Genomic DNA, 24,206 nt, shown 5'->3' with positions numbered 1-24,206 from the left:
ATCAGAGAGGAACATGAACATGAACGATTACTTAGTAAAAGCTCTTGCCTACAATAATCAGGTACGGGCTTATGCCGTGAGAACAACGGAAACGGTAAGTGAAGCCCAACGGCGTCATTATACCTGGCCCACAGCATCGGCTGCATTGGGACGTTCTATGACGGTCGGCGTCATGCTGGGAGCCATGCTTAAAGATGAGGATAAACTGACGATCAGAATCAACGGTGGCGGGCCTATCGGCACTATTCTTGTCGATACCAACTCCAAAGGTGAAGTTAGGGGTTATGTAAAAAATCCACAAACCCATTATGAGCTTAATCAGATAGGGAAATTAGATGTCGCCAGAGCTGTAGGAACAGATGGAGCGCTCATTGTATCCAAAGATATCGGCTTAAAACACCCGTTTGTTGGACAAATCCCTCTCATATCGGGTGAGTTGGGCGAGGATTTCACATCTTATCTCGTCCAATCCGAACAAATCCCCTCTTCTGTAGGAGCGGGAGTTATTGTTAACCCGGATAACTCTATTCAGGCGGCTGGAGGTTTCATTATTCAGCTGATGCCAGATACGCAGGAGGAAGTTATCAGTTTTATCGAGAGACGCATTGAGAGCATTCCAAGCATCTCCGCAATGGTCATGGAAGGTCTTACGCCAGAGCAGATTCTGGGTCAGATTTTGGGAGAAAGCAACCTGAACATACTGGAAACCATGCCTGTACAATTTCATTGTCCCTGCTCAGAAGAGCGTGTTACCAATGCCATTATCAGCTTAGGGAATAAGGAAATAGAAGATATGATCCATACCGATGGACAAGCTGAAGCTCATTGCCACTTTTGTAATGCACACTACCATCTCACCAAAGAAGATCTCGAAGGGATGCTGGAAACAAACATCATTTAAATATGGGTTGTTCCCAAAAAGTAGGTCTAGCTACTGGGGAACAGCTTTTTCTTTCCCAATGCTTCCGACGATTTCTTTATCCTAAATACGGTAGACTTGTTCATGATGTAAGTGATAATGTTATATTATTCCAATCACCTGAGATGAGGTGCGCTATGCTTGAAAATGATACGCATGAAATTCTGGCTTATTATGATGGCGGTGCAGAAATAGGCAGGTTAGAGCGAGGCATAGGAAAAATAGAACTGGAAAGATCAAAAGAAATCATTTCACGTTATCTCAGCGAGTCTACTCATGTTATTTACGATATCGGCGGCGGTGTAGGGGTCTATTCTTCGTGGCTGGCGGAGCTGGGATACGAAGTTCATCTATTTGATCTATCTTCCCAAGCCATTGAATTCGCTCGTCAGCAGCAACTGAATAACCCCATCATCAGTAAGCTGGAAACCGCGGATGCCAGAAATCTTCATCGTAAAGATGAAAGCGCGGACATCGTGCTATTGATGGGACCTTTATATCATTTAACGGAACAGAAGGAACGAGTAAAAGCACTACAAGAAGCGGCGCGTGTCTTAAAGAAGGGCGGAACGCTGATTACTTCAGCTATTTCCAGGTTTGGCTCGCTACTGTGGGGACTATCGGTGTACGACGAGCGCAATACCATTGTGGAGGAAGATGAGTTCATGAATATGGTTAGACAGGAGCTGACAGATGGTCAGCATGTACGACCGGCGGCCTATCCCTCTTTTATCACACGGTCCTACTTTCATACATCGGATGCCTTGCGTGCAGACTGGCAGGCGGCTGGATTGCCGAAGCCTCGTGTACTGGGCGTGGAAGGACCCGGCTGGATTGCACCCGGATTTGAAAAGAAGTGGGCGATCCCTTCCCATCGTAGCCGTTTGCTGGATATAGCACAGCAGGTTGAAGAGCAGGAATCTGTGATCGGTATGAGCCCGCATATGCTTGCAGTCGGTATCAAGCCTTGAAGCTCATCAACTCTACAACTATGGAGAGATATAGCCTATGAGAAGACGTAATCGTTACATCGTTAAGTCTGCAATCATTCTGATCGCAGCTATAATCGGAATGGTTTATATCGTAAATCTGGATACCTCTTTTAGAAAAGTCGTTTTGGATCGCATGGATACAGCCAAGATTAATACTATTCTCATTAGTAAATCGCCAGACTATACAGACCAATTGGTAAAAGACAAAAATGAAATTCAAAGTACCTCAATGCTCTTGCTGAAATGAAATTAAGAAAATCCAGTGTATTAGATAAAGGTCTTAATTCTGTATACATGCTCAGTATTTTCGTAGATCGCGAAAATGAAAGGGACTTATTTGGAATCACCCCTATATGACCAAAACTATATAGAAATATATGATGAAACCAAAACGAAAAATAAAGTTACTTCAGGGCCTTGGCAGTACAGTTGAGTAGCTTCTGTGTATAGGCTATTGTAAGTACAGGAGACTTTTTCCAGATAAACTGAACTACAGGAGGTCGTTTTTCTTGATGATCATTGAACTGGTGGCCATTATTTCTACTGCTGTCTTATCTACGTTTTTTTCCTTTCGATACCGCTTGTGGAGACAACTATAGTGAGAAGTGAACAAGAGATGCTGCATACCATTCTCCAATTTTCTCAAGAGGACGAACGGGTGCGTGCCGTGATTATGAATGGTTCACGCGCTAATCCACATGCTCCACGAGACGTTTTTCAGGATTTTGATATCGTCTTTCTCGTATCTTCCATGGACAGCTTTATTCAGGAACGTCGCTGGATCAACCATTTTGGTGAATTGATCATTATGCAGACGCCCGATGAGCATATGGAACCTACTTCGACGCCCCATGATCGCTTTGTTTTTCTCATGTTATTTACGGACGGCAATCGCATAGATCTTACACTCTACCCTGCGAATAACATCGCCAATTGGACCCGAGACAGCTTAAGTGTACTGCTGCTGGATAAAGATGGACTGGTGGAGCCTTTCCTACCGCCAAGTCTTCAAGATTATAAGACGATACCTCCAACTGCCCAAGTCTATGCGAATTCCTGCAACGAGTTCTGGTGGGTCAGTACTTATGTAGCTAAAGGATTATGGCGACAGGAGCTGCCCTATGCCAAATTTATGCTAGATCGGCCTGTAAGGGATGCGCTTCACTTGATGCTGGAATGGCATATTGGTATACGAACAGACTTCACTGCAGATCCGGGTAAACAGGGAAAATATTTCGAGAACCATCTTGAGCCTGAACTTTGGACGCTCTACATCCAAACGTTTGCGGATGCAGATTATGAACATATGTGGCAGTCTCTTTTGATCATGGGAAATTTATTTAGAGAAGTTGCCTTGGAAGTAGCGAACCATTATGGTTACGAATATCCGACTCTGGACGATCAACGTGTTACGAACTATCTCCATCGCGTAAAAGCTCTCCCAGCAGATGCTAAGGACATTTATTGATAAAAAACCAGTCGGCACTTAATTTATATGTGCTAGGCTGGTTTTATTTTTATACTCTAAGTTATTCGGTCAGAACCCGGTCACCTCTGCTCGCAGGCTGAGAGATAACCAAAAATTCAACATCCTCATTCGTTTCATTAAACATTTGATGAGGTACCATAGGAGGAACCTCACACCCTTCCTGAGATCCTAATTGGATTTGTTCACCATCCACTTCAAGTACCGCTGTACCTGATAAAATAAAGAAAAATTGGCGTGCATGATGATGATAATGTCTGACCTCATGAGTATTTCCGGGCATCCGCTCATGAATAATACTCAAATCCTTATTTTTCACTAAGCGCCAACCATCACATTGATCTCCCCATATATAATGTTCAGCATTATTTTTACTTATTTTCATATTGAACTCCTCCTTTTTGCAATTACAGTTTTATTTTAAATATGAATTCATAGAGCTACAATCTTATTTTTAAAAAAACGGCGGGACAAATGTAAAAAGCACTCCGACTTAGTCAGACTGTTTTTTATATATCCGCCTCGATAATTTCCTCCAACTTAATCCAGCTAAAATCCTCTTCCCCACGGGACAGCTTCACTTCTCGCCGACTTGTATTAATCACCGTGACCAGTCCACGCAGCTCCTCATCATCAAATGGATTGAACACTTTTAGCGTAATAGGCTTACGTTCGTTATAGGATACGATGATGGCCTGTTCAATCTGCTGCATTTCCTGATCGTCCAGTGTCGGTTTGCCGCGCCTTCCTTGCTCCTTCATCAGTCTTAAATATGCCTCCCGATGCTCAGGCAAAATCATGCGCGAGCTTTCCCATATGCCATTTCCTTCAAGCTTTTTCCCCATCGTAAGCCCCTCCTATGCTGTTCTGGTTACCGGATGCCATGCCAATACATGATCTAATCGAAAAACACGTGGCTGGCCTGTCTGTAAACAGGTGGCTCGTATCAAGCCATTCTGCACACGATGCACCTCGATACGCCGATGAGACAGTTTGCCCTTCCGATCCAAATACACGATTTCCACGATCTGCCCCACGTATTTTTCCAACATGATCCTTCACTCCTTATCAGAACGTTTGTTTGTATTATATGCGAACATGCGTTTGATTATCAATGTAAAAAAATCCCCTGAGGGATTTGACTCTCTCAAGGGAATTAAAATTCATAAGTGGATAGCTTAATATCTTCTTTATTCAAATCTTTCAGAGGATGGACAGGGCCATTCCAATAAGTGAGAATATCAAGCGGCTCATTAGTACCATGTTCTTTTAAAGAAAGAGATAATTCAAGTAATAAATGGGGAAGTTGATAAGAGCTTGTTAAAAACTGATATTCCTCTGGGCTTTCACAGTCTTCTGCTCGATAGAACACAAAGTATCCCTCGGTATGATCCCCAATGAGTACAATATAGCGAGCAAGAAACATAATTTCGCCATTGGCAAAAGGAATGGAATATGTCGAAGCAGAGATCAAATCTGTCTCTAATCCCTCAATTCGAAGGGTGAGTTCATTGTTAAGAGCATCCATTCTTTCTCTTTGTTCGCTGACGAGTTGTTCATAATTTACAGGGACAAGCCCTCCTTTCTTGATCGTAGCGATCAGTTCGTCTATAAATACTTTTTGAGACAACACTCGATTGCTCATTCTATTCATCTCCATATTCGTGAAAATAAGCATGGAATTCCTGCTTCTACATGTTCAATAATTATGTATTAAAAATCTTGATTCATTAACTATCAAGCAATTTTGTGACTGCATTCACGACCCTTTCCATCTCAAATGGCTTAACAATAAAGTCTTTTGCACCTGCCTGAAATGCTTTTATAATCGCTTCCTGCTGCCCCAAAGCAGAACACATCAAAATGTTGGCTTGGGGATCAAGTTCTATGATCTTTTTAACAGCCTCAAGCCCGTCCATCTTAGGCATATTAATATCCATGGTGATTAAATCGGGACGAAAGTGTGCGTATTTCAAAACAGCATCATACCCGTTTTCTGCTTCCGCAATAACAGCGTGACCTAAATCCAAAAGAATATCTTTAAGTACAGAACGCATAAACAAAGAATCATCCACTACTATAACTGCTGCCAAATTAATCTCTCCAATCCGTTGTCAAATGATATGCACGCCCAAACTTCAATATCGGTGAAAAAACTGGTAAAATTAATAGAAAGAATCTGTAAAAATAAAAACGCTACCAATGAATTATAAAAGAAATTTGAAACTAGCTACTACAGAATTAGTTTTCAAAAAAACGTTTCACAATGACGTAAATCATTTCTGAAAAGCAAATTACAAAGGACTATATATCTACTGTATCTTGAGCACTAGCCATAAAAGCACAATCTTCTTGGATAGTTATAAAAAAACTGACGTCGGTATCATTCCGACGTCAGTTTATAAACTTATTCGTTTAGCATTTCTTATTCATTCAGAGCTTTTTTCAAAGCCTCCAGATTGTTTTTCATCACACCAAGGTAATCCAGGTTCTTCTGTTTGTCTTCATCCGTCAATCCTTCGAGCGGATTCAGTACATCGGTTTTTGAACCGATTTCAGTAGCTACGGTCTCAGCGACCTTCGGATCAACAAGAGTTTCGAAGAAAATCGTTTTAACATTATTTTCTTTAGCGAATTTGATAATACCCGCCAGCTTGTCCGGTGTAGGCTCTTGCTCTGGAGATAATCCGGCAATGGGTACTTGGGTCAGACCATATTGCTTAGCTAAATAACCAAAAGCAGCATGCTGCGTAATAAAGTCTTTACGTTTTACATCTTTCAGACCTGTTTTGAACTCGGTATCCAGCTCTTTCAGCTTGGCGATATAAGCATCAGCGTTTTTCTCATAATCAGCTTTGTTTGCTGGATCGGCTGCTACAAGCCCTGCTTCAATGGACTCCACTTCTTTTTGGGCCAAGACTGGATTAAGCCATACATGAGGGTCCATCACATGATCGTGATCATGGCCTTCCTCTGCATGTGCTTCTTCTCCTTCTTCCTCCTCAGCGGTGCCTTCCATCAGGTTTAACCCTTTGCTCGCTTCAACTACAACACGCTTATCGTTGGACGCGCTACTCAAAGCCTGTTCTGCCCAGCCTTCGACGATACCGTTATAAACAAACACGTCAGCATCCTTTACCTGTGCCATATCTTTGGCGCTCGGTTCCCAGTCATGCGGCTCGGCACCAGCTGGAATCAACGCGGTTACGTTAGCATGGTCTCCAGCAACTTGCTTGGTAAATTCATACATTGGATAAAAAGTGGTGACCACATTCAGCTTGTCTGCTGTTTGTGCCGCATTCGGCTCGGTTTGGGAAGCGTTTGTAGCTGTATTATCAGATTTGGCTCCGCAGCCAGACAAAATAAGTGCTAGTCCCGCAGACAATACAAATGATTTTTTGAACCATGTATTCATATTCATTACTCCTTTATCCATTAGATTTTTTAGTTATTCTCACTGTAATTACACTCACTGACCTGCCGCATTCTGCCGTCGCGAAGCCTGTTGCTTGCCCAGCTTGCGGACCAGCTTTTGTATACCAGCTCCTACAATCAGGAATAATAACAGCACCATGGCAATTGTCCCCCCTGGGGGTGTACTAAGTTCATACGATGCCGTTAAACCCATAAATACGCCGATCAATGCAGTGACCATAGATATCCAGATGGCTGCCGCGAAGCTCGGTGCAATTCGAATCGCCAGCGCTGCAGGGAGCACGATGAGTGAGGAGACAAGCAGCACACCGACAATCGGCATTGCAGCAGCTACAATCATCCCTGTTAAAATACTAAATGCAAATGAGATGGACTTGACAGGAAGACCGTTGGTCTTCGCCGTTTCTTCATCAAAAGTAATCTGATACAAAGGGCGCCGAAACACGAAAAAGAAAATACCTCCGATGACAGCCACAAAGATCATCAACATCAGCTCTGTCTGATTGACAGCTACTACCGAACCAAATAAATAAGCGGAAAATCCTTTGTTGATGCTCTGATTCAGATTCATTAAAATAACGGCCGTCGAGAGGCCACCTACCATAATAATAGCCACAGATATCTCACTATATGTTTTATAAGACCTGCGGACGTACTCAACGATAATCGCGCCGATTACGGCAACAATAAATCCGGTTATCGTCGGGTTAATGCCTAAATAGGCACCTGCTGCCACCCCTGCCAGCGATACATGCGATAGCATGTCCGCCATGAGAGCCTGACGCCGTAGCATCAAGTATACTCCAAGCACCGAGGCCAGCAGTGCAATTACCCCACCGGCACAAAATGCCCGCTGCATGAAGTCGTAGTGCAACATTTCCATCCGCCATCTTCCTTCCTCTCAAGCTCAATAATTCGATCCAGATAATGTTGCACTTCCGATAGTCCATGGGTCACCATGACCACGGTTCTTCCATATTCCTTAACCTGTTGATTCATCAGATCGTAGAAGTGGTAGCGGCTTTCCTGATCCATTCCGGTCGTAGGCTCATCCAAAATGAGCAAATCCGATTCCTGAGCGAGCGCTCTTGCCACACAAATACGCTGCTTCTGTCCACCGGACAATTCGCCGATTTTACGGTGACGCAAATCCCACATGCCTACCTGACGCAGCGCCTGCTCCGTCAGATCATGATCCTCAGACCGCATACGGCGTAACCAAGAGCCATGAGTATATCTTCCTGAACGGACAAATTCCAAAATCGTACTTGGAAATCCGCCATTGAAGGCGGCAATTTGTTGGGATACAAATCCAACAACGAGCTTTTTGCCTTCACCTGTACGATTAGACATGAATACCTTGCCCTTCCAAGGCTGAAGCAAGCCGAGCAACAGTTTGAGCATGGTTGACTTGGAAGCACCATTCGGTCCGGTAATGGCTACAAATTCTCCCGAAAAAATTTCAACATTGGCATCCACCAAGTTAGGAACATCTCCGTAGCCAAATGTGACCTGTTCCAATGAGGCCAATAACATGACGCAAATCTCCTTTTCCTTTAAAAAGCCTGGAGCCATCTGAGCAATCATCCTTTGCGCAGATTCTCCAGGTCGTTTATGATCATTAAACCATCTATCGTAATTATTACGATTTGGTAATAAAAAAATAGGCGTTTGATAAACGTAACCTTTACGCATTAGCAAGTTTAACAGTTTAGGCAAGGTTCGTCAATGTTTTGGCAACTCTTTTGTTTGTTTACTTCACTTTGTCCGGGTACAAGCCTGCAGCCAAGGTTTTCAACGCGATCGGAGCGCGCACGCCTTCAGCCGCTGCGGATAATGGCAGGACTATAAACCGTTTGTTTTTGATCGCTTCCACACCAGCCAGCGCAGGCTTGTTCAGAAGCAGTTTCTCTTTATCCGCCAGTGAAGTATCTCCATAGTCGAGAATGACAATGACGTCAGGATTACGATTTACGACCTCTTCCCAGCTTACCTCAGTAAAACTTTTGTCGATATCATCAAAAATATTTTTCGCCTTCACACTTTCAATCAAAGACGTTAGATAATTGTTGGCAGCCGTAAAGGGCTTGTCTTCTCCGCTGTCATAAACAAACACCTTGGGTGCCTGTTCAACAACACCAATTTGAGTCTGAATGGACTGCACTTGTTCACGCATTTCATTTACCAGCTTTTCTGCACGCTCCTCAACCCTAAAAATACGCCCAATATTTAGTATATCCTGATATACATCTTCTAATGTGGGGCCCGACTTATTTGAGGACTCCTGTATATAGGTCAGCACCCCTTGTTTGGCTAGCTCCTCACGGGAACCCAGATTTTTATCATTAAAGGCACTCTTCCAGCCCGCATAGGCAAAATCCGGTGCAGCGGCCATAAACACCTCTTTGGACGGATATTGTTCGGCCAGTACCGGGATTTTGTCATATTGAGCCTTATATTTTGGCAAAATCTGATCATCCAAATACGCAGTTCCTACCATAGAGGATTCCAGTCCAAGAGCCAGCATAACCTCAGTCGCGTGCTGGTTCAGTGTAACCGCGCGTTTAGGCGCCTCGGGAAATGCCATTTTAACGCCCATGTTCTCAAGCTCTACCGACGTCTCCTTGGTTGCTGATTGGGATGCGGCAGGTTGCTGCCCGTTTGCGGATGGATCGCTTGTTTGGGCCGTGTTTCCTGCTGCACAGGCTGATAACAACAGCATCATTGCCAAAGCGAGCATAACCAGCGGTAACGCGGGCCTGCTATATCTTTTCATATGTACCGTCTCCTCTTTTATTTGTAGTTAATCTTACCTCATCGTATCGCCTTTTCTGTTAACATCATGGATGGCCTCCTCTCCTGAGAGAATCCGGTAAGAAGGTAATATTCGGCTTTCCGGTTTTTGGATGAATGCAGATTTCTGTCTCGACCCCGAATACACTCCACAGCAGGTCTGGCTGAAGCACATCCTCTGTTATGCCGGAGGCTACCACTTTGCCTTCTTTTAATACATACATTCGATCGCAATAAAATGCCGCTAAATTCAAATCATGCAGTGCAGCTAGCGTAGTTATCCGAAGTGTTTTGACCAAATCCAGAATTTGCAGCTGATACCGGATGTCCAGATGATTCGTCGGCTCATCCAAAACAAGAAATTTCGCCTGCCCGGCCAAAGCTCTGGCGATCAATACCCGTTGCTTTTCGCCGCCGGATAAGGTGGCAAAGCCCTGATCTGCCTGAGCATTCATGCCTACCCGCTCCAGCGCCTGCTCGACCAGTTCATGATCGACGACAGTATCTGCTTCCAACAGTTTCTTATGCGGATGGCGACCCATCAGGACGATGTCCCGTACTGAAAAATCAAACGTTTGCGGCGTATCCTGACTCACCACTGCCATTTGTCGGGCTGTCTCTTTATACTTCATCCGTAGCATATCCTGGCCATCCAACGTAACCACACCACTGTCAGGCTTTAGCACACGATACATATTTTTGAGCAACGTCGACTTCCCGCTACCATTCGGACCGATCAATCCGACTAGTTCCCCTGCTTTTACCTGGAGACAGATGTCGTCGATCAGCCGTTTGTCGTGAATACTGAAGGTCACACATTCGACTTCTATATTCATTTTTCGCCTCCAAACGAGTAGGAACTACGACGCAGCAGCCACACAAAAAAAGGTCCTCCGCACACAGCCGTCACAATACCAATCGGCAGCTCCTGTGGAGCCAGCACAAGCCGGGCACATACATCAGCCCACACGACAAAAATAGCTCCTGCTAACAGACTGACGGGCAGTACACGCCGATGATCTGATCCCACTACCAGCCTAACGATGTGCGGAATCATTAGTCCGACAAAGCCAATCGAGCCACTAACGGATACGACTGCCCCGGTTAAAAGAGACGCCACCACAACCAGTAATACGCGGAACGCCTGTACGTTCACACCAAGCGTTACTGCGGTCTCTTCACCCGTTAGCAAAGCATTCAGCGACCGGTATCGGGTCAGAAGCACAGCCGTTCCAACGACTACAATAAGGCTTGGAATGAAAAGCGTGTCCCATTGAGCACCTGCCAGACTTCCCATCATCCAATACATCGCGTCACGAATGCCTTTTTCATTCGGGGCCGTCGTCACGATAAAGCTAGTCACAGCCGACAGCATCATAGACACCGCCACCCCTGCCAGCAATAAGCGGGTCGTCGATATGCTCCCAGCTACACGGGCTAACGCGAACACCATAAGCATTGCAGCTAACGATCCTATAAAAGCAGATAAAGGCAGCGCAAGTCGTCCTAAAAACCCGAAAGCTCCGAACACAATTACCAATGTGGCTGTCACCGAAGCCCCAGACGAGACACCTAAAATATAGGGATCCGCTAACGAATTACGAATTAATGCCTGTATAGTCGCCCCTGTAACAGCTAGTCCTGCTCCTACGATGACACCTAACAACACGCGTGGAAAGCGGATTTCCCAAACGATATATTGCTCAGGCTTGGTCCATGTCACGGGTATCCACTGGTCCAGCCAGGGAAGATGGGACAGTGCAATTCGCCATATCGTCCCCGGTGCGACAGCTACAGGGCCCAGCATGACCGCGAGTGTGACCGAAAGCAACAGCCCAGCAGTCAGCAGCAGAATTGTTGTAAATCCCCAAGTAGGCTTGCCCGCTAGGTGTGCACGAGAATGATGTTGTGATGGATTAGGTCTTGATGGATTAAGGTGACTCGTTCTCGAAGTCATGAATTACTCAATGGCTTTTCGGCCGCTTCCAGCTTTCTCAATTGTTCCTCGATCTCGGAAGCAGAGAAATTCTCACCCATGACAACCGCTACATCGTTCACTGGCTTTTGCGGGCGGATCGGAATGATTTCCAGCTCCCGATAGGCAAATTGAAACATCATCTGACCCTCTGATTCCAGAAACCGCACAATTCCTTTGGCCCGATAAATTTCAGCTGGCAAACTGCGGAACAACTGTTCAAACTCGTAGCGTGGCACAGGTTGTCCAAAAAAATGCGTGTGAACAACTACATGGTCGTAGGAATGATAATGCTCCCCATGTTCGTGTTCGTGGTCATGGTCATGAGACTGATGATCTGTATGGTCATCATGGTCATACGTGTGCAGATGATTTTCCAAATGAGGATGTTCACTCTCAATATCAACTGCGGATTCCTTATGTCGCGAAACATCCATACGCTCCTCTCCTTGAGTGGAGAAAAAAATTCCAGCGTCCACGTCACTTCGTTGCGTGCTCACAGTCAAAACATATGGATTTAACTCTTTTACGAGGGCCTGTACTTTCTGTAACTCGCCCGCAGCCAATAAATCGGTCTTGTTAATAATCAGTTTGGAAGCGCATCGAAGCTGATCCTGCATCAAACGAAGCGATTTGCTTCTCTCGTTCCCCGAGGCAAAATCCAAAAATTGACGCGCGTCTATGACCGTGATAACGGATTGTAATATCATAGTAGAATAAATTGAGGCGTCTGTCACTGCATCTACAATCTCCATCGGGTTAGCCACTCCGGTACATTCTACAATAATCACGTCCGGCTTATATTCCTCAGCAAGATTCATGAGCTCGACGCCCAAGTCCCCGCGAATGGTACAGCATATACAGCCACTGAGCATTTCCTTCATGGGTGCTTGTCCATTCACCAAACTACCGTCCAGATTAACATCACCCAACTCATTCATCAAAATGGCTGGCTTGAGACCCTTTTCCTTGTAGTAAGCCAGCGCATGCTGAAGAAGAGTGGTTTTACCGCTACCCAAAAAACCGGATAAAACAACAATCGGTATCATATAACCCCTCCTTGTCTTTGCAACATTTAATATGGATCGTACCTTAAAAATTTCCTTCTTGCAATCATTTATCGGATTTTAATCGTAATAATTACTATTAATGAGTATAAATATATATGAGCATGCTCAGATTTGTCAATATAGGGAGGTGATTCACACACAATCCGGCGGGCATGATTGTCCCCTTACAGGCATAGGCTGTAGATAAGAACCCTTATTCCCAAGGAGACGTGGAATGAAAAACAGTACGCTGTTGAAGATGCTGCCTTTTATGATTCCGTTTGCCTTTCTCATCCCTGTGCTTGTCACGCTATCTCCCCAGTGGCTTCGTTTGTTAGATGTGGGGCAGCTGCAGCCATTAAAAACGGTATTTATGGGTATTTTTCTGGAAGCTGTTCCGTTTCTCCTTATCGGTGTGCTCGTCTCATCCCTTTTGCAGTGGCTTGTACCGGAGACATGGATTCGCAAAATAGCGCCTGCACATCCTGTACCGGGTGTCCTGCTGGCCTCCTTACTAGGTATACTGTTTCCCATCTGTGAATGCGGCATGATCCCTGTCGTTCGCCAATTAATGCTCAAGGGAATGCCTGCCTATATGGGTATCACTTTTATTTTAAGCGGGCCCATTATCAATCCCGTGGTACTGGCTGCGACGATGATGGCTTTCCCTTCCCATCCCGAGGTCACTGCCGTTCGAACGGGTTTGGCTTTTACCGTTTCCGCGATCATCGGACTGATCGTGTATGCCTTTGTGCGAGTACATCCGCTCAAACGGTCGTTACTCTCTTTTAACCAGCAAAAGCAGAACAATCAGACTCATCGGCATAATCGCACATGGCGGGGATTTTTTGTACATGCTGGGGACGAGTTTTTGGACATGAGTAAATATCTCATTATCGGCGCATTATTGACAGCCTGCATCCAAACCTTCATCCCACGTAATGAGATGCTTTCGTTAAGTGAAGGAACGGTCGAATCGTACGCCTTTATGATGGGTTTTGCCTACATACTGTCGCTGTGTTCCACCTCTGATGCCTTTGTAGCCACTGCTTTTTCACATACCTTTACACTGGGTCCACTGGCGGCCTTTCTTGTACTTGGTCCGATGCTAGATTTCAAAGGCACGCTCATGCTACTAAGCACCTTCCGCACCAAATTTGTCGCCATCCTGGCCTTGCTCATTGTTTCACTTGTTCTAGTGGGTTCTATAGCTGCTGAATGGTTATTGGGGAGGTGAATACAAACGTGAATTCAACCTTTAGCATCCGCTGGCAATATGGCATTCGCTCCTTGCTCATGATCGGATTGGCTGTATACATCATCTCATTAAGCCGCACGAATGCACTTCATTACTACCTAGCTCCCCATATGCAAAAGCTACTCCTACTCTGTCCTGTACCCCTCTTGTTCATCGCATTGGCGATGGCATGGCACGGAATCGTTGGGGGGCGGGACGGTGAGGATGTATGTGATTGTGAGCACCCGTTGCCGCAAAGCTGGTTCAAAAAAACACTCGTATATGGAATGCTGCTCATTCCGCTCCTATTCGGTTCTTTGCTGCCCAATCAGGCACTTGGTAGTGATATGGCCGCCAAAAAAGGCATGTCCTTCACGTATCCCAACCCGGACATCCGACGGAAAACAGATACACAGACCACGAAAGCATCCACCTCCTCCCTTTTATCAACTGCATCTTCTGTCCCCACTTCGCCCCCTCCAGAGGGGAAATGGAGTCAGGAAACGCTGGATAAGCTGTTCGTTCCGCCTGATAAGTACAATGTGGAATTCGCCGAACTGGCGAAACGCCTGTATCAGCAACCTATCATACAGATCAAGCCAGAGATTTTTTCCGAAACTATTGGAGCCATTGAATTATATAAACAAGCTTTTGAAGGAAAAAAAGTACAGGTGACTGGCTTTGTGTATAAAGACGACAATCTGCCGGGTAAAGGGCTTTTTGCAGTAGGAAGATTCCTCGTCATGTGCTGTACTGCCGATGCCATGCCCTTCGGGATCATCGTCCAATCCCAGAAAGCCCCGTCCTTTGACAAGGATACCTGGGTGACCATTGAAGGAACACTGCATACCGTACAAAAGGGAAACGCTCCCGTACTTGAAATTCGATCCGAAAAAATAACCGCTGTCGAGCAGCCAGAATCCCCTTATGTCTATACCCAAGCAGACTCGGTAGCTACCTTTGATCGCTTGAACACAACACACTAACCCCGCCAAGGAGGAAAAATGATGAACAAAGTTCCTGTTATTTTAATCAGTGGTTTTCTTGGAAGCGGCAAAACAACACTGCTTTTGCGCCTGTTAGCCCATACCCGCCAAATTCCCCTTCGTGCTGTTGTTTTAATGAACGAAATGGGTGAATATAATGTAGACAGCGCTATAATTTCAGAGGAAATGCCTGACGTAACAGTAGAAGGATTGCTAGAAGGCTGCATTTGTTGCAGCAAAAGAAATGAACTGGCAGGGGCTTTGCATACCCTGCTCAGCCAGGAGCCAGATCTGATCTTCATGGAGACCACCGGGGTAGCCAACCCCGAACAAGTACTGGAGGAGCTTCGCTCCCCTCTACTGGCAGATCAGCTTTATCTGGTTCACAGCATCAGTGTTGTGGATGCTGAGCTGTTCCATGAATACAATAGTCGTTTTACGGCTGATAAAGAACTGGTTCGCACCCTGCACGGACAACTGCGCACCGCAGACTTCATTGTGGTGAACAAGACGGATGCAGCAAGCAGCCGTGAAGTGACGAAGGTCGTCAAAAGCATCCGCAAGCTCAACGATACGGCCAAGCTGCAAACTACTGAATATAGCCGGGTTGACCTTGAACCACTGCTAGAGCCTGTTCTAGCCTCCACATCCGTTGCCGAGAAACCTGTACAGACACCTCAACCAGCACCTGCACAGATCCAGCCCACTGATGCAGGCGCATTGTCCGTCGCACCCCCCACCAAAATCATTGGACAACCCAGTATTACCTCTAGAAGTACGCCGTTCAAAGTTATTTCTGCACAAAGTCATAGCCACAGCCACGATCCCAACCAGACCCACTCGTTTTCCCGTCTGGAAAGCTTAACGTTGCATCAATATTCTCCTCAGCCACTCGAAAAACAACGATTAGAAAACTTTCTGACCGGGTTAGGTTCGTCACTGCTTCGAGCGAAAGGTTATTGCGTGCTTCCTCAGGAAGGTACAATGCTTTTGCAATTTGCAGGAAATCACTTGGAGTGGCAGCCGACTGCACTTCCCGTGAGTCAGGGATATGTCACGCTCATTGGGGAGCAACTCGACAAAGCATCCATTACCCACCAATGGGAACAGTGCTTCATTTCGCTATAAATGACAGGTCTAGATTAAGGGCAAAAAAAACCTCCTGCATCTGCAGGAGGTTTTTTAAAAAGCGATGTCCACGAATTATTGACATAATCCATGAACATAACGCACGAATGTTCTTACTTAAGGTTATATTTTTTGTTAAAGCGATCCACACGGCCACCGATATCCACGTTTCTTTGTTTACCAGTGAAGAACGGGTGGGAAGCGGAGCTAGTATCTACACGGATAACTGGGTATGTGTTACCATCTTCCCATTCCATCGTTTCTTGCGAATATTTAGTGGAAGCACTCAGGAAAGTAAATCCACAGCTAGGGTCCAAAAAGATAACTTTGTTCAATGTTGGATGAATATCTTTTTTCATTAGTTTCACCTAATCTTTCATGTAGTTTTAGTTTCAAACTCAAACGTACTGGCGCAATACTCCATCAGTTGGCAAAAGGAACGGTTATGTCCCAGAAAAAAAGACGACAGATCATAACGGTTGCGCTCAAGCTCGTAAACGACAAGCAAACGATGCCGCATATATCGCATCGCCCATTGCACGAACGCTCCGGATCTTTCGTCAGCCTTCATCGTTATATAAGCATATAGTGAATGGTCCTCCGGCTCGTCCCAAATGCTGACACCAGCACAGGAGAAGTCGGTAGCCACGTGCTTTCGATTCAAAAGGCAAAGCGTGCCATGTAGCTCAGCATCTATCATTCAGCCGTAAAAAAAAGCCGTTCTCTTAGATGCAAGCTTTAACTTTAGACGCTCTGTCCACTGGACTAATTCAAGTTTTCGCCGGTTCCATAACGCAGGCTTTTGCAAACTTAACAGGCTTCGCTCAGGAAGCAGGATAATTCAGGTTGCTATACAGCAGGCCTCAAATTATCTAGTTTCACGATGGATCGTGTACTTTTTAAGACGCGGAGAGTATTTTTTCATTTCAAGACGGTCCGGATGATTTCTTTTGTTCTTAGTTGTTGTATAGTTGCGGTCACCGGATTCGGTGCATGCCAAGGTAACAATTACGCGCATTTCTCTTCCTCCTTAATTGGAATACATGGTATACAATTACAATAGTAATTTTTACGATTAGTTTTATTCTATAATTCATGCTCCGCTTTGTCAACCTTAGAGTCACGGTTTATCGCTTCTTCTACCGTGTTCCAGCGATTACGGTACTGTGCAAGCTTCGGATGAAGTTGTAGTGGTTCGCTCGAAAGCACCAATCTGACATTTCTAATCCATTCTCCAAACGATGCATAGGAAGCGCACAAATTTGCCATTTCAGGACTCATGTACAAAAAAAGTGGGGTCGTATACTTTTCCGCCAAAAAACGAATAGCTGCTTCAATCGGCGTATACTTTTTACGCTTACCTTCCCAGCTCTCAATGACAACAGCACTCAAAGCCTGCTCCCGCTGCCACTCTCCCAGCTCGTCCACCCGCTTGTAATACGAACGTACCGGCTGCTTCCACATTCTTCTGACGGTTTCTTCATGCAGCGGATACAGCACCAGCTTTGTAAAAGATAATGCAGCCCCCGTTTCAGCAAAAAGCTCCAGCTCTCTGGCTGTAATCTGCTCGAACGTATCATAGTAGACCATGGTCCCTTTATGCGTCTCGATCGGAGGCTCATAACCATAGGGTACATATTGAAGGTTTCTTGTCATGCCGGACACTCCGTCCTTCCATAGATGAACTTTTCCTTCTATATTATACCCTTGTTTTGGCATGAGGTTACATCAAATGTTTATCCTTGTTCAACAGCAGGCGTATTACCGCGTGGACCCCTTCGGAATTGCAACGCATAAAGTCCCATCGTCACAAGCGCAATCAGTGCAAGCACCGTAAAAATATTGCTAAAGTTGAACACCTGCACATTAGATACGACAGGATTCAGATGAAAGGACGACGAACTATCTAGCGTTTTGCCCAAGATACTTGTCGTAATCGCTCCGGCAATGAAATTCAGCAGAGATAGCAGCCCCATTCCAACACCAATCTGGTCTTTCGACAAGGTACGAGAAATCGTGTTGGACATGGCAATTTGCATGAAGGTCTGACCTACGTTTCCGAAAATAAGCAAAAACAAAATCAGATACGGAGACGCACCCACAAACGTAGACAAGCTGATAAAACAAATAAACAAAAGCGATACAGCTGTATAGACGAGAAACGAATTTCCTTTGCTATCCGCCAAACGCCCCCCTCTTTTACCCAATAGAGCCGAAGCAATAGCAGCCGGAAACATAACCAGTCCAATTATTGCGGGCGTAAGCTGATTGAGACTGTTCAGAAACTGCGGTGCCAAGTACGGCAATCCAAAGCTAATCCCCGTCCCTAAAAAAGCGATAAGGAGCCCGTATGAATATTGTTTGTTACGGAACAGCTTCGGCTGGATGAATGGGTCATGTGCAGTGTTAATGCGCCATATAAACAGTGCAAACAGCACCATACCGACCAGAAAAAACATCATATTGGTTTGCGAAATCGAAAGTAATAAGAAGGCTACTGTTCCACCCAGCAATAATCCACCAAGAAAATCGAACTTCTGATCCTCTCCACGCTGATCGTCCAAATATTTACGAAAGAACGGCAATGCGATCAGTGGCAGCATGGAAATGACGAACAAAAAACGCCAGCTTGCAAAGCCTGTGATCAAACCGGAAATAATCGGAGCCAGTGCAGTACCTAACGCCAAGCCGATTGCTGTGACGCCCAAAGCACGTCCTCTTTTTTCAGCCGAGAAATAACGGACTGGGACGATCATAGCAGTGGCCGGAATAACAGCAGCCCCTGCAGCCTGAAGCAAACGAGCTACAATGAGCATCCAAAATTGATTGGCCAACAGTCCAATAAGCGAACCCAGTGCAAAAAAGATAATCCCAAACGTCAGCAAATCCTTAAGACGATATTTATCTGCCAATTTGCCGTAGGTCACCGAGCCAACCGCATACACGATCATATAGCCAGTCAGCAACCAACTTACATCGGAAGCACTAATATGAAACTCCTCTCGAATCACAGGCATAACGACATTAAACATAAAAGCGTTCATCACTGAAAAAACAAGTGTGAAAGCTAGCACACGCATAAGCTTGTCCGCATTCGGATAAGTTTGTTCATTTATCATTTGGTTGTCTCCCTCTCCTGTAAACCTCTTATCTATGATGGTATTTCACAGCTTTTGAATACCCCTATCCGGGTAAAATCTCTATATATCCGCTCATGCACGGGCGTCCGCAAGGCGGTAGTCGCGGAGAATTTTTTTAAGCAGGCCGCGCAGCGTCTCCGATTCTCCGACAGATAATGTTTGACCTACCGAGCTTTTAATTGCCTCAATAGTACGTTCAGCTACCTTGTGAATCTTCAAGCCTTCCTCCGTTAAATAGATTTGCTTCATGCGTGCATCTTCCGGGTGACTTTTGCGTACTGCCCAGTTTTTCTTAACGATCCCGTTAACCAGGCTAGTAACGCTTGATTTATCAATAAGCAATAGCTTTTCCAAATCCGTATTGGTGACTCCAGGCGACATCGCCAGTATATAGAGCGTCTGCGATTGTGGGGAGGTGAGCCCCAAAGGGCGCAGTGCTATTTCAATTTCGCGCCGGACGGTAGTGAAAATCCATTTAATTAAATACATCGTGCTCTCTTCCTCCCAAGGAAGACAAACGGGATACACCTCGCTTCCCATCTCACTACGAACCTCCATATCTATCTAATTTTAATAGTTTGAATTCCAACTAATTTTAATCAGCTGTCTACTTAGTGTCAATACTTTCGTAACATGATGCTTTATTAGATAGGGTTAATTTTGAATTACAAATTCATCCTTTATGGAAATATAGGCACAATAAAAGACGAGTCCTTTGAAGGAAACCCGTCTTTTACTTCATTCATCATTCATTTCTGTTTTATAGTTACTTAGTCCGCAGTTTTCACTTGAACTAGCGGATATTCTTCTCCATCAACGGTAACCGTGCTAGCATCATTCAGTTCCAACCGCTGCCAAAGGGTCAATAGCGTACGATAAGGATACTTCTTCAGATCATACTCCGATGGTGTGTCAGTGTCTGTGTCTGTATTTGCTCCATTGCCACTACCCTCAGTAGTAATCTCCGAAGTCAAGCCTCCGTCCGTGTTGCCAGTCACTGCTCCAGATTGATCATCACTTTTTCCACTGGATGTACCCCCACGAGCTGTGGAACCATTGTCCGTGGATTGTCCATCTGCTGTCGTGCTTTTTGTAGTGGCGCTCCCAGTGTTTACATCACCGGATGGATCATTGTTCGCCTTACTGGCTGCTTCCTTGTCGTTCTGTTCAGCAAGTGTAAAATTTTCGTATAAGTGCTCCTGCTGATCCGCACCGACAATGACGAGCTTCTTCGGCTTAAATTCTGCCTGCTCTGTCGATGTCTGAAACGCAAACAACAGCTTGACCATTTTCGTAGTGGACTTGGTATTAGGCACATGTGTCACTATCGCCGTAGGCTCCTTTTTTACGGGCACTGTAGGCTCTACAGGCTGTTGTTGTACAGGCTTCGGAGTGGCAACAGGCGCAGGTGTGTCAGCAGATCCGATCACCCCGGTTGCTTTCAGGCCGCCTAGCGTACCTGCAATGACAATCAGCACGATCCCGGAAATCACCCCACCTTTACGGAAACGACGAAGCGTTTTGACCAGAGGCGTGTCCGTCTCACGCTTTGCTGCCAAATAGAAATTTTTAAAGGCAGGCTTCGCAGGTTCAAAATATTGACGCCACAGCGTTTTTTTATGCAGTCCCTCTCGTCCTTCCTTTTGGAAGAATAGAAGTAGCGCACGTCTGTAGGATGGTTCAAAACCGCCGCGTGGAGTAGCAAACTCAGGGTGTTCCTCCGACCATCGGATAAAGCGGTACATCGTATCGTTATCCTTTGCCCATTTGCGAATCGAACTGACCAGGCGAGCGAAATCCAATATTCCCTCTCCCGGCCCGTCAGAACGATAAAAGGCAGGCAACAGACGGGCAAAATGGCCTTCCGCAAGCTGCTGGGGCAGCCAGCTGTAAGCCCAATCCTGTACCTTTTCTACTTCGCCGGGCTCCAGACCGTCCAGCACCGACGGTTCCGGGTCCTCCGTGTTAAACCAATCATAAGCCGCAACTAATCGCACAGCTTGTCCCTTAAGAGGAGCAGGCAGCTTTCCAACCCACTGCACCAAATCAGGCCGTGTGAAAAAAGGAATCTGTACGACCTGATCGGGTGATATTTCCTTTAGCTCTACTTCGGTAAGTAAATACCGATCCGACGCTTCCTGCAAGCGTTCTGTCAATCCAGATTGCTCCAGCGGGGACAGTTTGCCTACGGCAGAGTTGCTGTCCCATTGACGCAAGCGTTGGTGAATGGCAGCCACAGCCTCTACTGGTTTTCTTTCCGCACGCAGTCGGCCCATCAGTGCAGATTCTGCCAAAAGCTGAAAATCGGCATTCGCCGACACTTCGATATACCTACTGCCCCATTCGTGCACAACAGCCAGCAGCCCCTTGGCATCCGGTGTTCTTTTCATCTGACTGTCCATGTAGGGAATGAACAGCATTTTTGTCAGTGCCGGATTACCCAACACTTTCGTAAAATATGCCTTGCCTAATGATGGATTCTCTTCAATTGTATGATAAATATACGTGACTGCTTCCGTATTTCTGGCAGTATAAGCATTGTTTAGCGAACGGATTAAATATTCCACCAACCGATTTTCGCTGCTGCGTGCATGAACTTTATAATAGTCCTTGAAACTATCTACCAGGCCTACATCCGGAATATATCCATCCTTCACCCGATCAAATTCATGATCAAAGAACGACAGAAACAGATCATTCAGCCTCATTTTACGTGGCAGCGCATCGGGTGGCGATAAATAATCAGTCAGGCTTCGTAACACAGTGATTCGTTGTTCGTTGTATAATGCCCGCTCTCCCTGCTCAATTCTGTACAACGTAATTAGCTCATGATAGCTGGATGGCGTCAAATCACGCCCGGCCTCCATACCTGTCAGCATTTGCTCGGCAAATTTGAAGAAATCGTCCGGCGTCTCACCATTCAACAACGTACGGACGATCCAGTCAAAATACGGCTGTCTCACCTGCTCTGCATCCACATTAAGTATTCGACTATGATTAGACAGGTCAAATACAAAGTCCTTTTCTACATTCCGATCACCGGGACGCAAACTAAAAGGCTCAACAAACATCAAGTGAATGCCTTTTCTGCTGTTTGGTTCCTGTGCATATGTAAGAAATCCGAGTCTGTTGCGAAATGCATAAGGCAGTGCTGCATATAACACACCCAGCAGTTGCTTGGCTGAAGATCCGACCGCTTCTACAGGAACATTCAGCGCTACGTATACCTTTTTGCGACCCGCTGCGGACATCATGACTGCGTATAAAAGCTGTTTGAACACTTCTTCGCTCAGCTGCAATTGAGCCAGCACTGTAGACGGGTCAACAGCCGGAAATACACTTCCACCTGGTAGACGCTCCAATTCCGGCAAATCCGTTCCCTGCTCAATATCATAAGTATCAACAAAGGAGGTGTTCAGCCACTGCTTATAATCAGACGGAGATTCACCATGTCCGGCTGGAATCACATAGTTGTGCGTGAAAAGGGCGCTTCGTAGCCCAGTAAAATCCGCAGCCTTATAAATACTGCGGCCAAGTACTACATCCCCGGACTCCGTCCGTACCAGATGTATGGCTTCCGGATAGACACTTTCCTGTTTCTCGCCGCGCGCCGTCAAAGCAGCAGGCGCATCATATACACATAAGGGATGCAGCACCTTTTTAATAAAAGAAGCATCCAATCCTTTGGAATTAGCCACTGTATCGAAGCCTTCCGTAGAACGGAAAATACCACGCCGTTCCCGTGTGTACATCTGCTGTTGTATCAAATGAGAGGTAGCATAACTCACTGTGATTCTCTCCCCTCAATGTACTTCAACTTATAAAGCAGCCAAATAAATGGCTCATCCACACGGATCGGACTAACCAACCCTTGCAGCTTTTGCTCCACCGGATTGCTACCCAGCGCGGAAACCGCGAAATAGGCCGTATCCGTAAAATATACATCCATCGTGCCCTTGAACGGTTTATCCACCTTTTCGATGAAGCGCCGAACTTCGCCATCAATGTTCGCAAACTCATCCAAATCCATATATTTGCGATGCTCCATCGGATTAAAAATATTGCTGTTCGTCTTGATGTATGTGCCTTCTTCATCTGCCAACGCAGTAAGCATATCACTTTTGGTCAGGACGACAGCGGTCGGAATGTCCGTTTTCCCTTTTTCCTGATAGGCGATAAAATCACCGAACATCGTAAGTACAACGTCACGCGGTTCATCATATTGTGAGACCCACTCACCCGGCTTATCGCCAAGGTTAATCTTAATGCGCTCCCGAATAGAGCGGATTTGTAGTGGATCGACCATAAAGAGAATACCTGCAGAATTCTTAATATGCTGTCCATGCAGTCCCAGATAGTCCTGATCTACCATTCCCTCACCGGCGACATCAAAAAACACTAGCGTCAGTGGCGGCTTTTCCTCATCCTTAAATACGAACTGGAAGATAAAAGGCTCCTGCATCTTTTCTTTTTGTGTCGATGTAAGCAGATCGCCTCTTTCAAATAAGGGTTCCTCATACATAGTGCGGAACTTTCGGCTGATCTCTGCATTGAGTGGCATGCAAGCCGCGTCAAAATGATCGGCCGTAACATGTTGCAGCGTGTGAATCAGGGAGGTCATATAAACAGATTTCCCTGCCTGCGAAGCTCCAATAATCGAAATGATATTGCTAGGCACCTTACCCGCAGTCACGGGCAACTCGTTATGGCAGTGCGGGCACAGTCGGTGACGCGTCAGCTCGCCATAACGGTCGGTCAGTCCTGTCAGTACATGATCAGAATACAATCGATGTTCCTCAGGAACATCAAGGGGATGTAAAATCGCCTCCATATCATGCACACTGTCCAAGCCAAAACGCTCCCGATATTTGTTCAACAGCTCATCTTCACCCAAAGCGTAGTCCTCGTCATCTTCACGGTGATGAGAAGCACGGAATACTACTTCCTCCGGGGAGAATTTACTAAAGCAATAAGGGCACACAATATCATAAAATAACGGCCTTGGCGCTGCCTGTGGCTTTCTTCTGAATAAATTGCTAAGAAAACTCATCGGTTGCGGCCTCCTT

Annotated in this window: 27 protein-coding genes; 7 read left to right on the top strand and 20 right to left on the bottom strand. The window is 45.7% G+C overall.

The features are described 5' to 3' along the window. Nucleotides 1–19: 19 nt before the first annotated feature. The 4 genes from hslO to MKY75_RS10855 all read left to right on the top strand — a co-directional run bounded on the left by hslO (nt 20) and on the right by MKY75_RS10855 (nt 3,379). Nucleotides 20–901, top strand: coding sequence for an Hsp33 family molecular chaperone HslO (gene hslO / locus MKY75_RS10870; protein WP_165147207.1), 882 nt, complete (start codon nt 20–22; stop codon nt 899–901). Nucleotides 902–1,056: 155 nt separating this feature from the next. Next, nucleotides 1,057–1,890: a class I SAM-dependent methyltransferase gene (locus MKY75_RS10865; protein ID WP_165147210.1), complete on the top strand. Its 834-nt coding sequence runs from the start codon at nt 1,057–1,059 to the stop codon at nt 1,888–1,890. A gap of 37 nt (nt 1,891–1,927) precedes the next feature. Further along, nucleotides 1,928–2,158 (top strand): hypothetical protein, encoded by a 231-nt coding sequence (locus MKY75_RS10860; protein ID WP_029519170.1) that lies wholly within the window; start codon nt 1,928–1,930, stop codon nt 2,156–2,158. A 351-nt stretch (nt 2,159–2,509) separates the two neighbouring features. Further along, nucleotides 2,510–3,379, top strand: a complete 870-nt coding sequence (locus MKY75_RS10855) for an aminoglycoside 6-adenylyltransferase (RefSeq protein WP_165147213.1) — start codon at nt 2,510–2,512, stop codon at nt 3,377–3,379. A gap of 61 nt (nt 3,380–3,440) precedes the next feature. On the opposite strand, the gene MKY75_RS10850 is transcribed toward MKY75_RS10855, so the two are convergent. The 12 genes from MKY75_RS10850 to MKY75_RS10795 form a co-directional block, all read right to left on the bottom strand. After that, the gene (locus tag MKY75_RS10850) at nt 3,441–3,782 is read right to left on the bottom strand and encodes a cupin domain-containing protein (RefSeq protein WP_069010190.1); all 342 of its coding nucleotides are present in this window, start codon (nt 3,780–3,782) and stop codon (nt 3,441–3,443) included. A gap of 124 nt (nt 3,783–3,906) precedes the next feature. Further along, nucleotides 3,907–4,242 carry a YolD-like family protein gene (locus MKY75_RS10845; protein WP_029519167.1) on the bottom strand — a complete coding sequence of 112 codons (336 nt, stop codon included), beginning with the start codon at nt 4,240–4,242 and terminating at the stop codon, nt 3,907–3,909. A 12-nt stretch (nt 4,243–4,254) separates the two neighbouring features. Next, nucleotides 4,255–4,449, bottom strand: a complete 195-nt coding sequence (locus MKY75_RS10840; protein WP_013310131.1) for a hypothetical protein — start codon at nt 4,447–4,449, stop codon at nt 4,255–4,257. Nucleotides 4,450–4,553: 104 nt separating this feature from the next. After that, nucleotides 4,554–5,042: a hypothetical protein gene (locus MKY75_RS10835; protein WP_029519166.1), complete on the bottom strand. Its 489-nt coding sequence runs from the start codon at nt 5,040–5,042 to the stop codon at nt 4,554–4,556. Between the two features lie 85 nt (nt 5,043–5,127). Further along, nucleotides 5,128–5,490, bottom strand: coding sequence for a response regulator (locus tag MKY75_RS10830; protein WP_029519165.1), 363 nt, complete (start codon nt 5,488–5,490; stop codon nt 5,128–5,130). A gap of 332 nt (nt 5,491–5,822) precedes the next feature. Beyond that, on the bottom strand, nt 5,823–6,812 hold the full coding sequence (locus MKY75_RS10825) for a metal ABC transporter substrate-binding protein (RefSeq protein ID WP_029519164.1): 990 nt from the start codon (nt 6,810–6,812) through the stop codon (nt 5,823–5,825). Nucleotides 6,813–6,866: 54 nt separating this feature from the next. Then, a complete protein-coding gene (locus tag MKY75_RS10820; protein WP_340885239.1) occupies nt 6,867–7,715 on the bottom strand; it encodes a metal ABC transporter permease in 849 nt (282 codons plus the stop codon). Continuing rightward, nucleotides 7,661–8,368, bottom strand: coding sequence for a metal ABC transporter ATP-binding protein (locus MKY75_RS10815; protein ID WP_039273487.1), 708 nt, complete (start codon nt 8,366–8,368; stop codon nt 7,661–7,663). Before MKY75_RS10815 ends, MKY75_RS10820 begins: the two co-directional genes overlap by 55 nt. A 217-nt stretch (nt 8,369–8,585) precedes the next feature. Continuing rightward, nucleotides 8,586–9,608: an ABC transporter substrate-binding protein gene (locus MKY75_RS10810; RefSeq protein WP_340885237.1), complete on the bottom strand. Its 1,023-nt coding sequence runs from the start codon at nt 9,606–9,608 to the stop codon at nt 8,586–8,588. A 64-nt stretch (nt 9,609–9,672) separates the two neighbouring features. Further along, nucleotides 9,673–10,461, bottom strand: coding sequence for an ABC transporter ATP-binding protein (locus MKY75_RS10805; RefSeq protein ID WP_318626564.1), 789 nt, complete (start codon nt 10,459–10,461; stop codon nt 9,673–9,675). Continuing rightward, nucleotides 10,458–11,582 carry a FecCD family ABC transporter permease gene (locus MKY75_RS10800; RefSeq protein ID WP_165147225.1) on the bottom strand — a complete coding sequence of 375 codons (1,125 nt, stop codon included), beginning with the start codon at nt 11,580–11,582 and terminating at the stop codon, nt 10,458–10,460. The genes MKY75_RS10805 and MKY75_RS10800 overlap by 4 nt, the downstream gene beginning before the upstream one ends. Then, complete coding sequence (locus MKY75_RS10795) at nt 11,579–12,649, bottom strand: CobW family GTP-binding protein (RefSeq protein WP_029519158.1); 1,071 nt, start codon at nt 12,647–12,649, stop codon at nt 11,579–11,581. Before MKY75_RS10795 ends, MKY75_RS10800 begins: the two co-directional genes overlap by 4 nt. 235 nt (nt 12,650–12,884) lie before the next feature. On the opposite strand from MKY75_RS10795, the gene MKY75_RS10790 reads away from it, so the two are divergent. Genes MKY75_RS10790 through MKY75_RS10780 form a run of 3 tightly spaced genes read left to right on the top strand, consistent with a single transcriptional unit; the run spans nt 12,885 to nt 16,000 of the window. Next, the gene (locus MKY75_RS10790) at nt 12,885–13,886 is read left to right on the top strand and encodes a permease (protein ID WP_340885235.1); all 1,002 of its coding nucleotides are present in this window, start codon (nt 12,885–12,887) and stop codon (nt 13,884–13,886) included. Nucleotides 13,887–13,894: 8 nt separating this feature from the next. After that, nucleotides 13,895–14,872 (top strand): TIGR03943 family putative permease subunit, encoded by a 978-nt coding sequence (locus MKY75_RS10785; RefSeq protein ID WP_340885234.1) that lies wholly within the window; start codon nt 13,895–13,897, stop codon nt 14,870–14,872. Between the two features lie 18 nt (nt 14,873–14,890). Further along, nucleotides 14,891–16,000, top strand: a complete 1,110-nt coding sequence (locus MKY75_RS10780) for a CobW family GTP-binding protein (RefSeq protein ID WP_340885232.1) — start codon at nt 14,891–14,893, stop codon at nt 15,998–16,000. Between the two features lie 113 nt (nt 16,001–16,113). Here MKY75_RS10780 and MKY75_RS10775 read toward each other — a convergent pair whose 3' ends face one another. From MKY75_RS10775 to MKY75_RS10740, 8 genes are all read right to left on the bottom strand, one after another. Next, nucleotides 16,114–16,359 (bottom strand): type B 50S ribosomal protein L31, encoded by a 246-nt coding sequence (locus tag MKY75_RS10775; protein ID WP_013310118.1) that lies wholly within the window; start codon nt 16,357–16,359, stop codon nt 16,114–16,116. A gap of 17 nt (nt 16,360–16,376) precedes the next feature. Beyond that, the gene (locus MKY75_RS10770; RefSeq protein WP_340885230.1) at nt 16,377–16,664 is read right to left on the bottom strand and encodes a hypothetical protein; all 288 of its coding nucleotides are present in this window, start codon (nt 16,662–16,664) and stop codon (nt 16,377–16,379) included. Between the two features lie 204 nt (nt 16,665–16,868). Next, nucleotides 16,869–17,018: a 50S ribosomal protein L33 gene (gene rpmG, locus MKY75_RS10765; RefSeq protein ID WP_013310116.1), complete on the bottom strand. Its 150-nt coding sequence runs from the start codon at nt 17,016–17,018 to the stop codon at nt 16,869–16,871. Nucleotides 17,019–17,086: 68 nt separating this feature from the next. After that, entirely contained in the window at nt 17,087–17,656 is a 570-nt protein-coding gene (locus MKY75_RS10760; RefSeq protein WP_029519154.1) for a hypothetical protein, read from the bottom strand. A gap of 80 nt (nt 17,657–17,736) precedes the next feature. Beyond that, nucleotides 17,737–19,119, bottom strand: a complete 1,383-nt coding sequence (locus MKY75_RS10755; protein WP_069010194.1) for an MFS transporter — start codon at nt 19,117–19,119, stop codon at nt 17,737–17,739. Nucleotides 19,120–19,212: 93 nt separating this feature from the next. Beyond that, on the bottom strand, nt 19,213–19,680 hold the full coding sequence (locus MKY75_RS10750; protein ID WP_340885226.1) for a MarR family winged helix-turn-helix transcriptional regulator: 468 nt from the start codon (nt 19,678–19,680) through the stop codon (nt 19,213–19,215). 230 nt (nt 19,681–19,910) lie between these two features. Then, nucleotides 19,911–22,928 carry a GAP1-N2 domain-containing protein gene (locus tag MKY75_RS10745; protein WP_340885223.1) on the bottom strand — a complete coding sequence of 1,006 codons (3,018 nt, stop codon included), beginning with the start codon at nt 22,926–22,928 and terminating at the stop codon, nt 19,911–19,913. After that, nucleotides 22,925–24,190: a TRAFAC clade GTPase domain-containing protein gene (locus MKY75_RS10740; RefSeq protein ID WP_029519150.1), complete on the bottom strand. Its 1,266-nt coding sequence runs from the start codon at nt 24,188–24,190 to the stop codon at nt 22,925–22,927. The genes MKY75_RS10745 and MKY75_RS10740 overlap by 4 nt, the downstream gene beginning before the upstream one ends. Nucleotides 24,191–24,206 lie beyond the last annotated feature (16 nt).

The sequence above is a fragment of the Paenibacillus sp. FSL L8-0663 genome (genome assembly GCF_038008125.1).
GTDB lineage: Bacteria > Bacillota > Bacilli > Paenibacillales > Paenibacillaceae > Paenibacillus > Paenibacillus polymyxa_D.
This window is presented reverse-complemented; position numbering and strand designations above follow the sequence as displayed.

Excerpts from the sequence above, each read along its gene's own strand:
- hslO (WP_165147207.1), top strand. The coding sequence starts at position 20 with ATGAACGATTACTTAGTAAAAGCTCTTGCCTACAATAATCAGGTACGG.
- MKY75_RS10865 (WP_165147210.1), top strand. The coding sequence starts at position 1,057 with ATGCTTGAAAATGATACGCATGAAATTCTGGCTTATTATGATGGCGGT.
- MKY75_RS10860 (WP_029519170.1), top strand. The coding sequence starts at position 1,928 with ATGAGAAGACGTAATCGTTACATCGTTAAGTCTGCAATCATTCTGATC.
- MKY75_RS10850 (WP_069010190.1), bottom strand. The coding sequence starts at position 3,782 with ATGAAAATAAGTAAAAATAATGCTGAACATTATATATGGGGAGATCAA.
- MKY75_RS10845 (WP_029519167.1), bottom strand. The coding sequence starts at position 4,242 with ATGGGGAAAAAGCTTGAAGGAAATGGCATATGGGAAAGCTCGCGCATG.
- MKY75_RS10840 (WP_013310131.1), bottom strand. The coding sequence starts at position 4,449 with ATGTTGGAAAAATACGTGGGGCAGATCGTGGAAATCGTGTATTTGGAT.
- MKY75_RS10835 (WP_029519166.1), bottom strand. The coding sequence starts at position 5,042 with ATGAGCAATCGAGTGTTGTCTCAAAAAGTATTTATAGACGAACTGATC.
- MKY75_RS10825 (WP_029519164.1), bottom strand. The coding sequence starts at position 6,812 with ATGAATACATGGTTCAAAAAATCATTTGTATTGTCTGCGGGACTAGCA.
- MKY75_RS10820 (WP_340885239.1), bottom strand. The coding sequence starts at position 7,715 with ATGGAAATGTTGCACTACGACTTCATGCAGCGGGCATTTTGTGCCGGT.
- MKY75_RS10815 (WP_039273487.1), bottom strand. The coding sequence starts at position 8,368 with ATGTTATTGGCCTCATTGGAACAGGTCACATTTGGCTACGGAGATGTT.
- MKY75_RS10810 (WP_340885237.1), bottom strand. The coding sequence starts at position 9,608 with ATGAAAAGATATAGCAGGCCCGCGTTACCGCTGGTTATGCTCGCTTTG.
- MKY75_RS10805 (WP_318626564.1), bottom strand. The coding sequence starts at position 10,461 with ATGAATATAGAAGTCGAATGTGTGACCTTCAGTATTCACGACAAACGG.
- MKY75_RS10800 (WP_165147225.1), bottom strand. The coding sequence starts at position 11,582 with ATGACTTCGAGAACGAGTCACCTTAATCCATCAAGACCTAATCCATCA.
- MKY75_RS10795 (WP_029519158.1), bottom strand. The coding sequence starts at position 12,649 with ATGATACCGATTGTTGTTTTATCCGGTTTTTTGGGTAGCGGTAAAACC.
- MKY75_RS10790 (WP_340885235.1), top strand. The coding sequence starts at position 12,885 with ATGAAAAACAGTACGCTGTTGAAGATGCTGCCTTTTATGATTCCGTTT.
- MKY75_RS10780 (WP_340885232.1), top strand. The coding sequence starts at position 14,891 with ATGATGAACAAAGTTCCTGTTATTTTAATCAGTGGTTTTCTTGGAAGC.
- MKY75_RS10775 (WP_013310118.1), bottom strand. The coding sequence starts at position 16,359 with ATGAAAAAAGATATTCATCCAACATTGAACAAAGTTATCTTTTTGGAC.
- rpmG (WP_013310116.1), bottom strand. The coding sequence starts at position 17,018 with ATGCGCGTAATTGTTACCTTGGCATGCACCGAATCCGGTGACCGCAAC.
- MKY75_RS10760 (WP_029519154.1), bottom strand. The coding sequence starts at position 17,656 with ATGACAAGAAACCTTCAATATGTACCCTATGGTTATGAGCCTCCGATC.
- MKY75_RS10755 (WP_069010194.1), bottom strand. The coding sequence starts at position 19,119 with ATGATAAATGAACAAACTTATCCGAATGCGGACAAGCTTATGCGTGTG.
- MKY75_RS10750 (WP_340885226.1), bottom strand. The coding sequence starts at position 19,680 with ATGGGAAGCGAGGTGTATCCCGTTTGTCTTCCTTGGGAGGAAGAGAGC.
- MKY75_RS10740 (WP_029519150.1), bottom strand. The coding sequence starts at position 24,190 with ATGAGTTTTCTTAGCAATTTATTCAGAAGAAAGCCACAGGCAGCGCCA.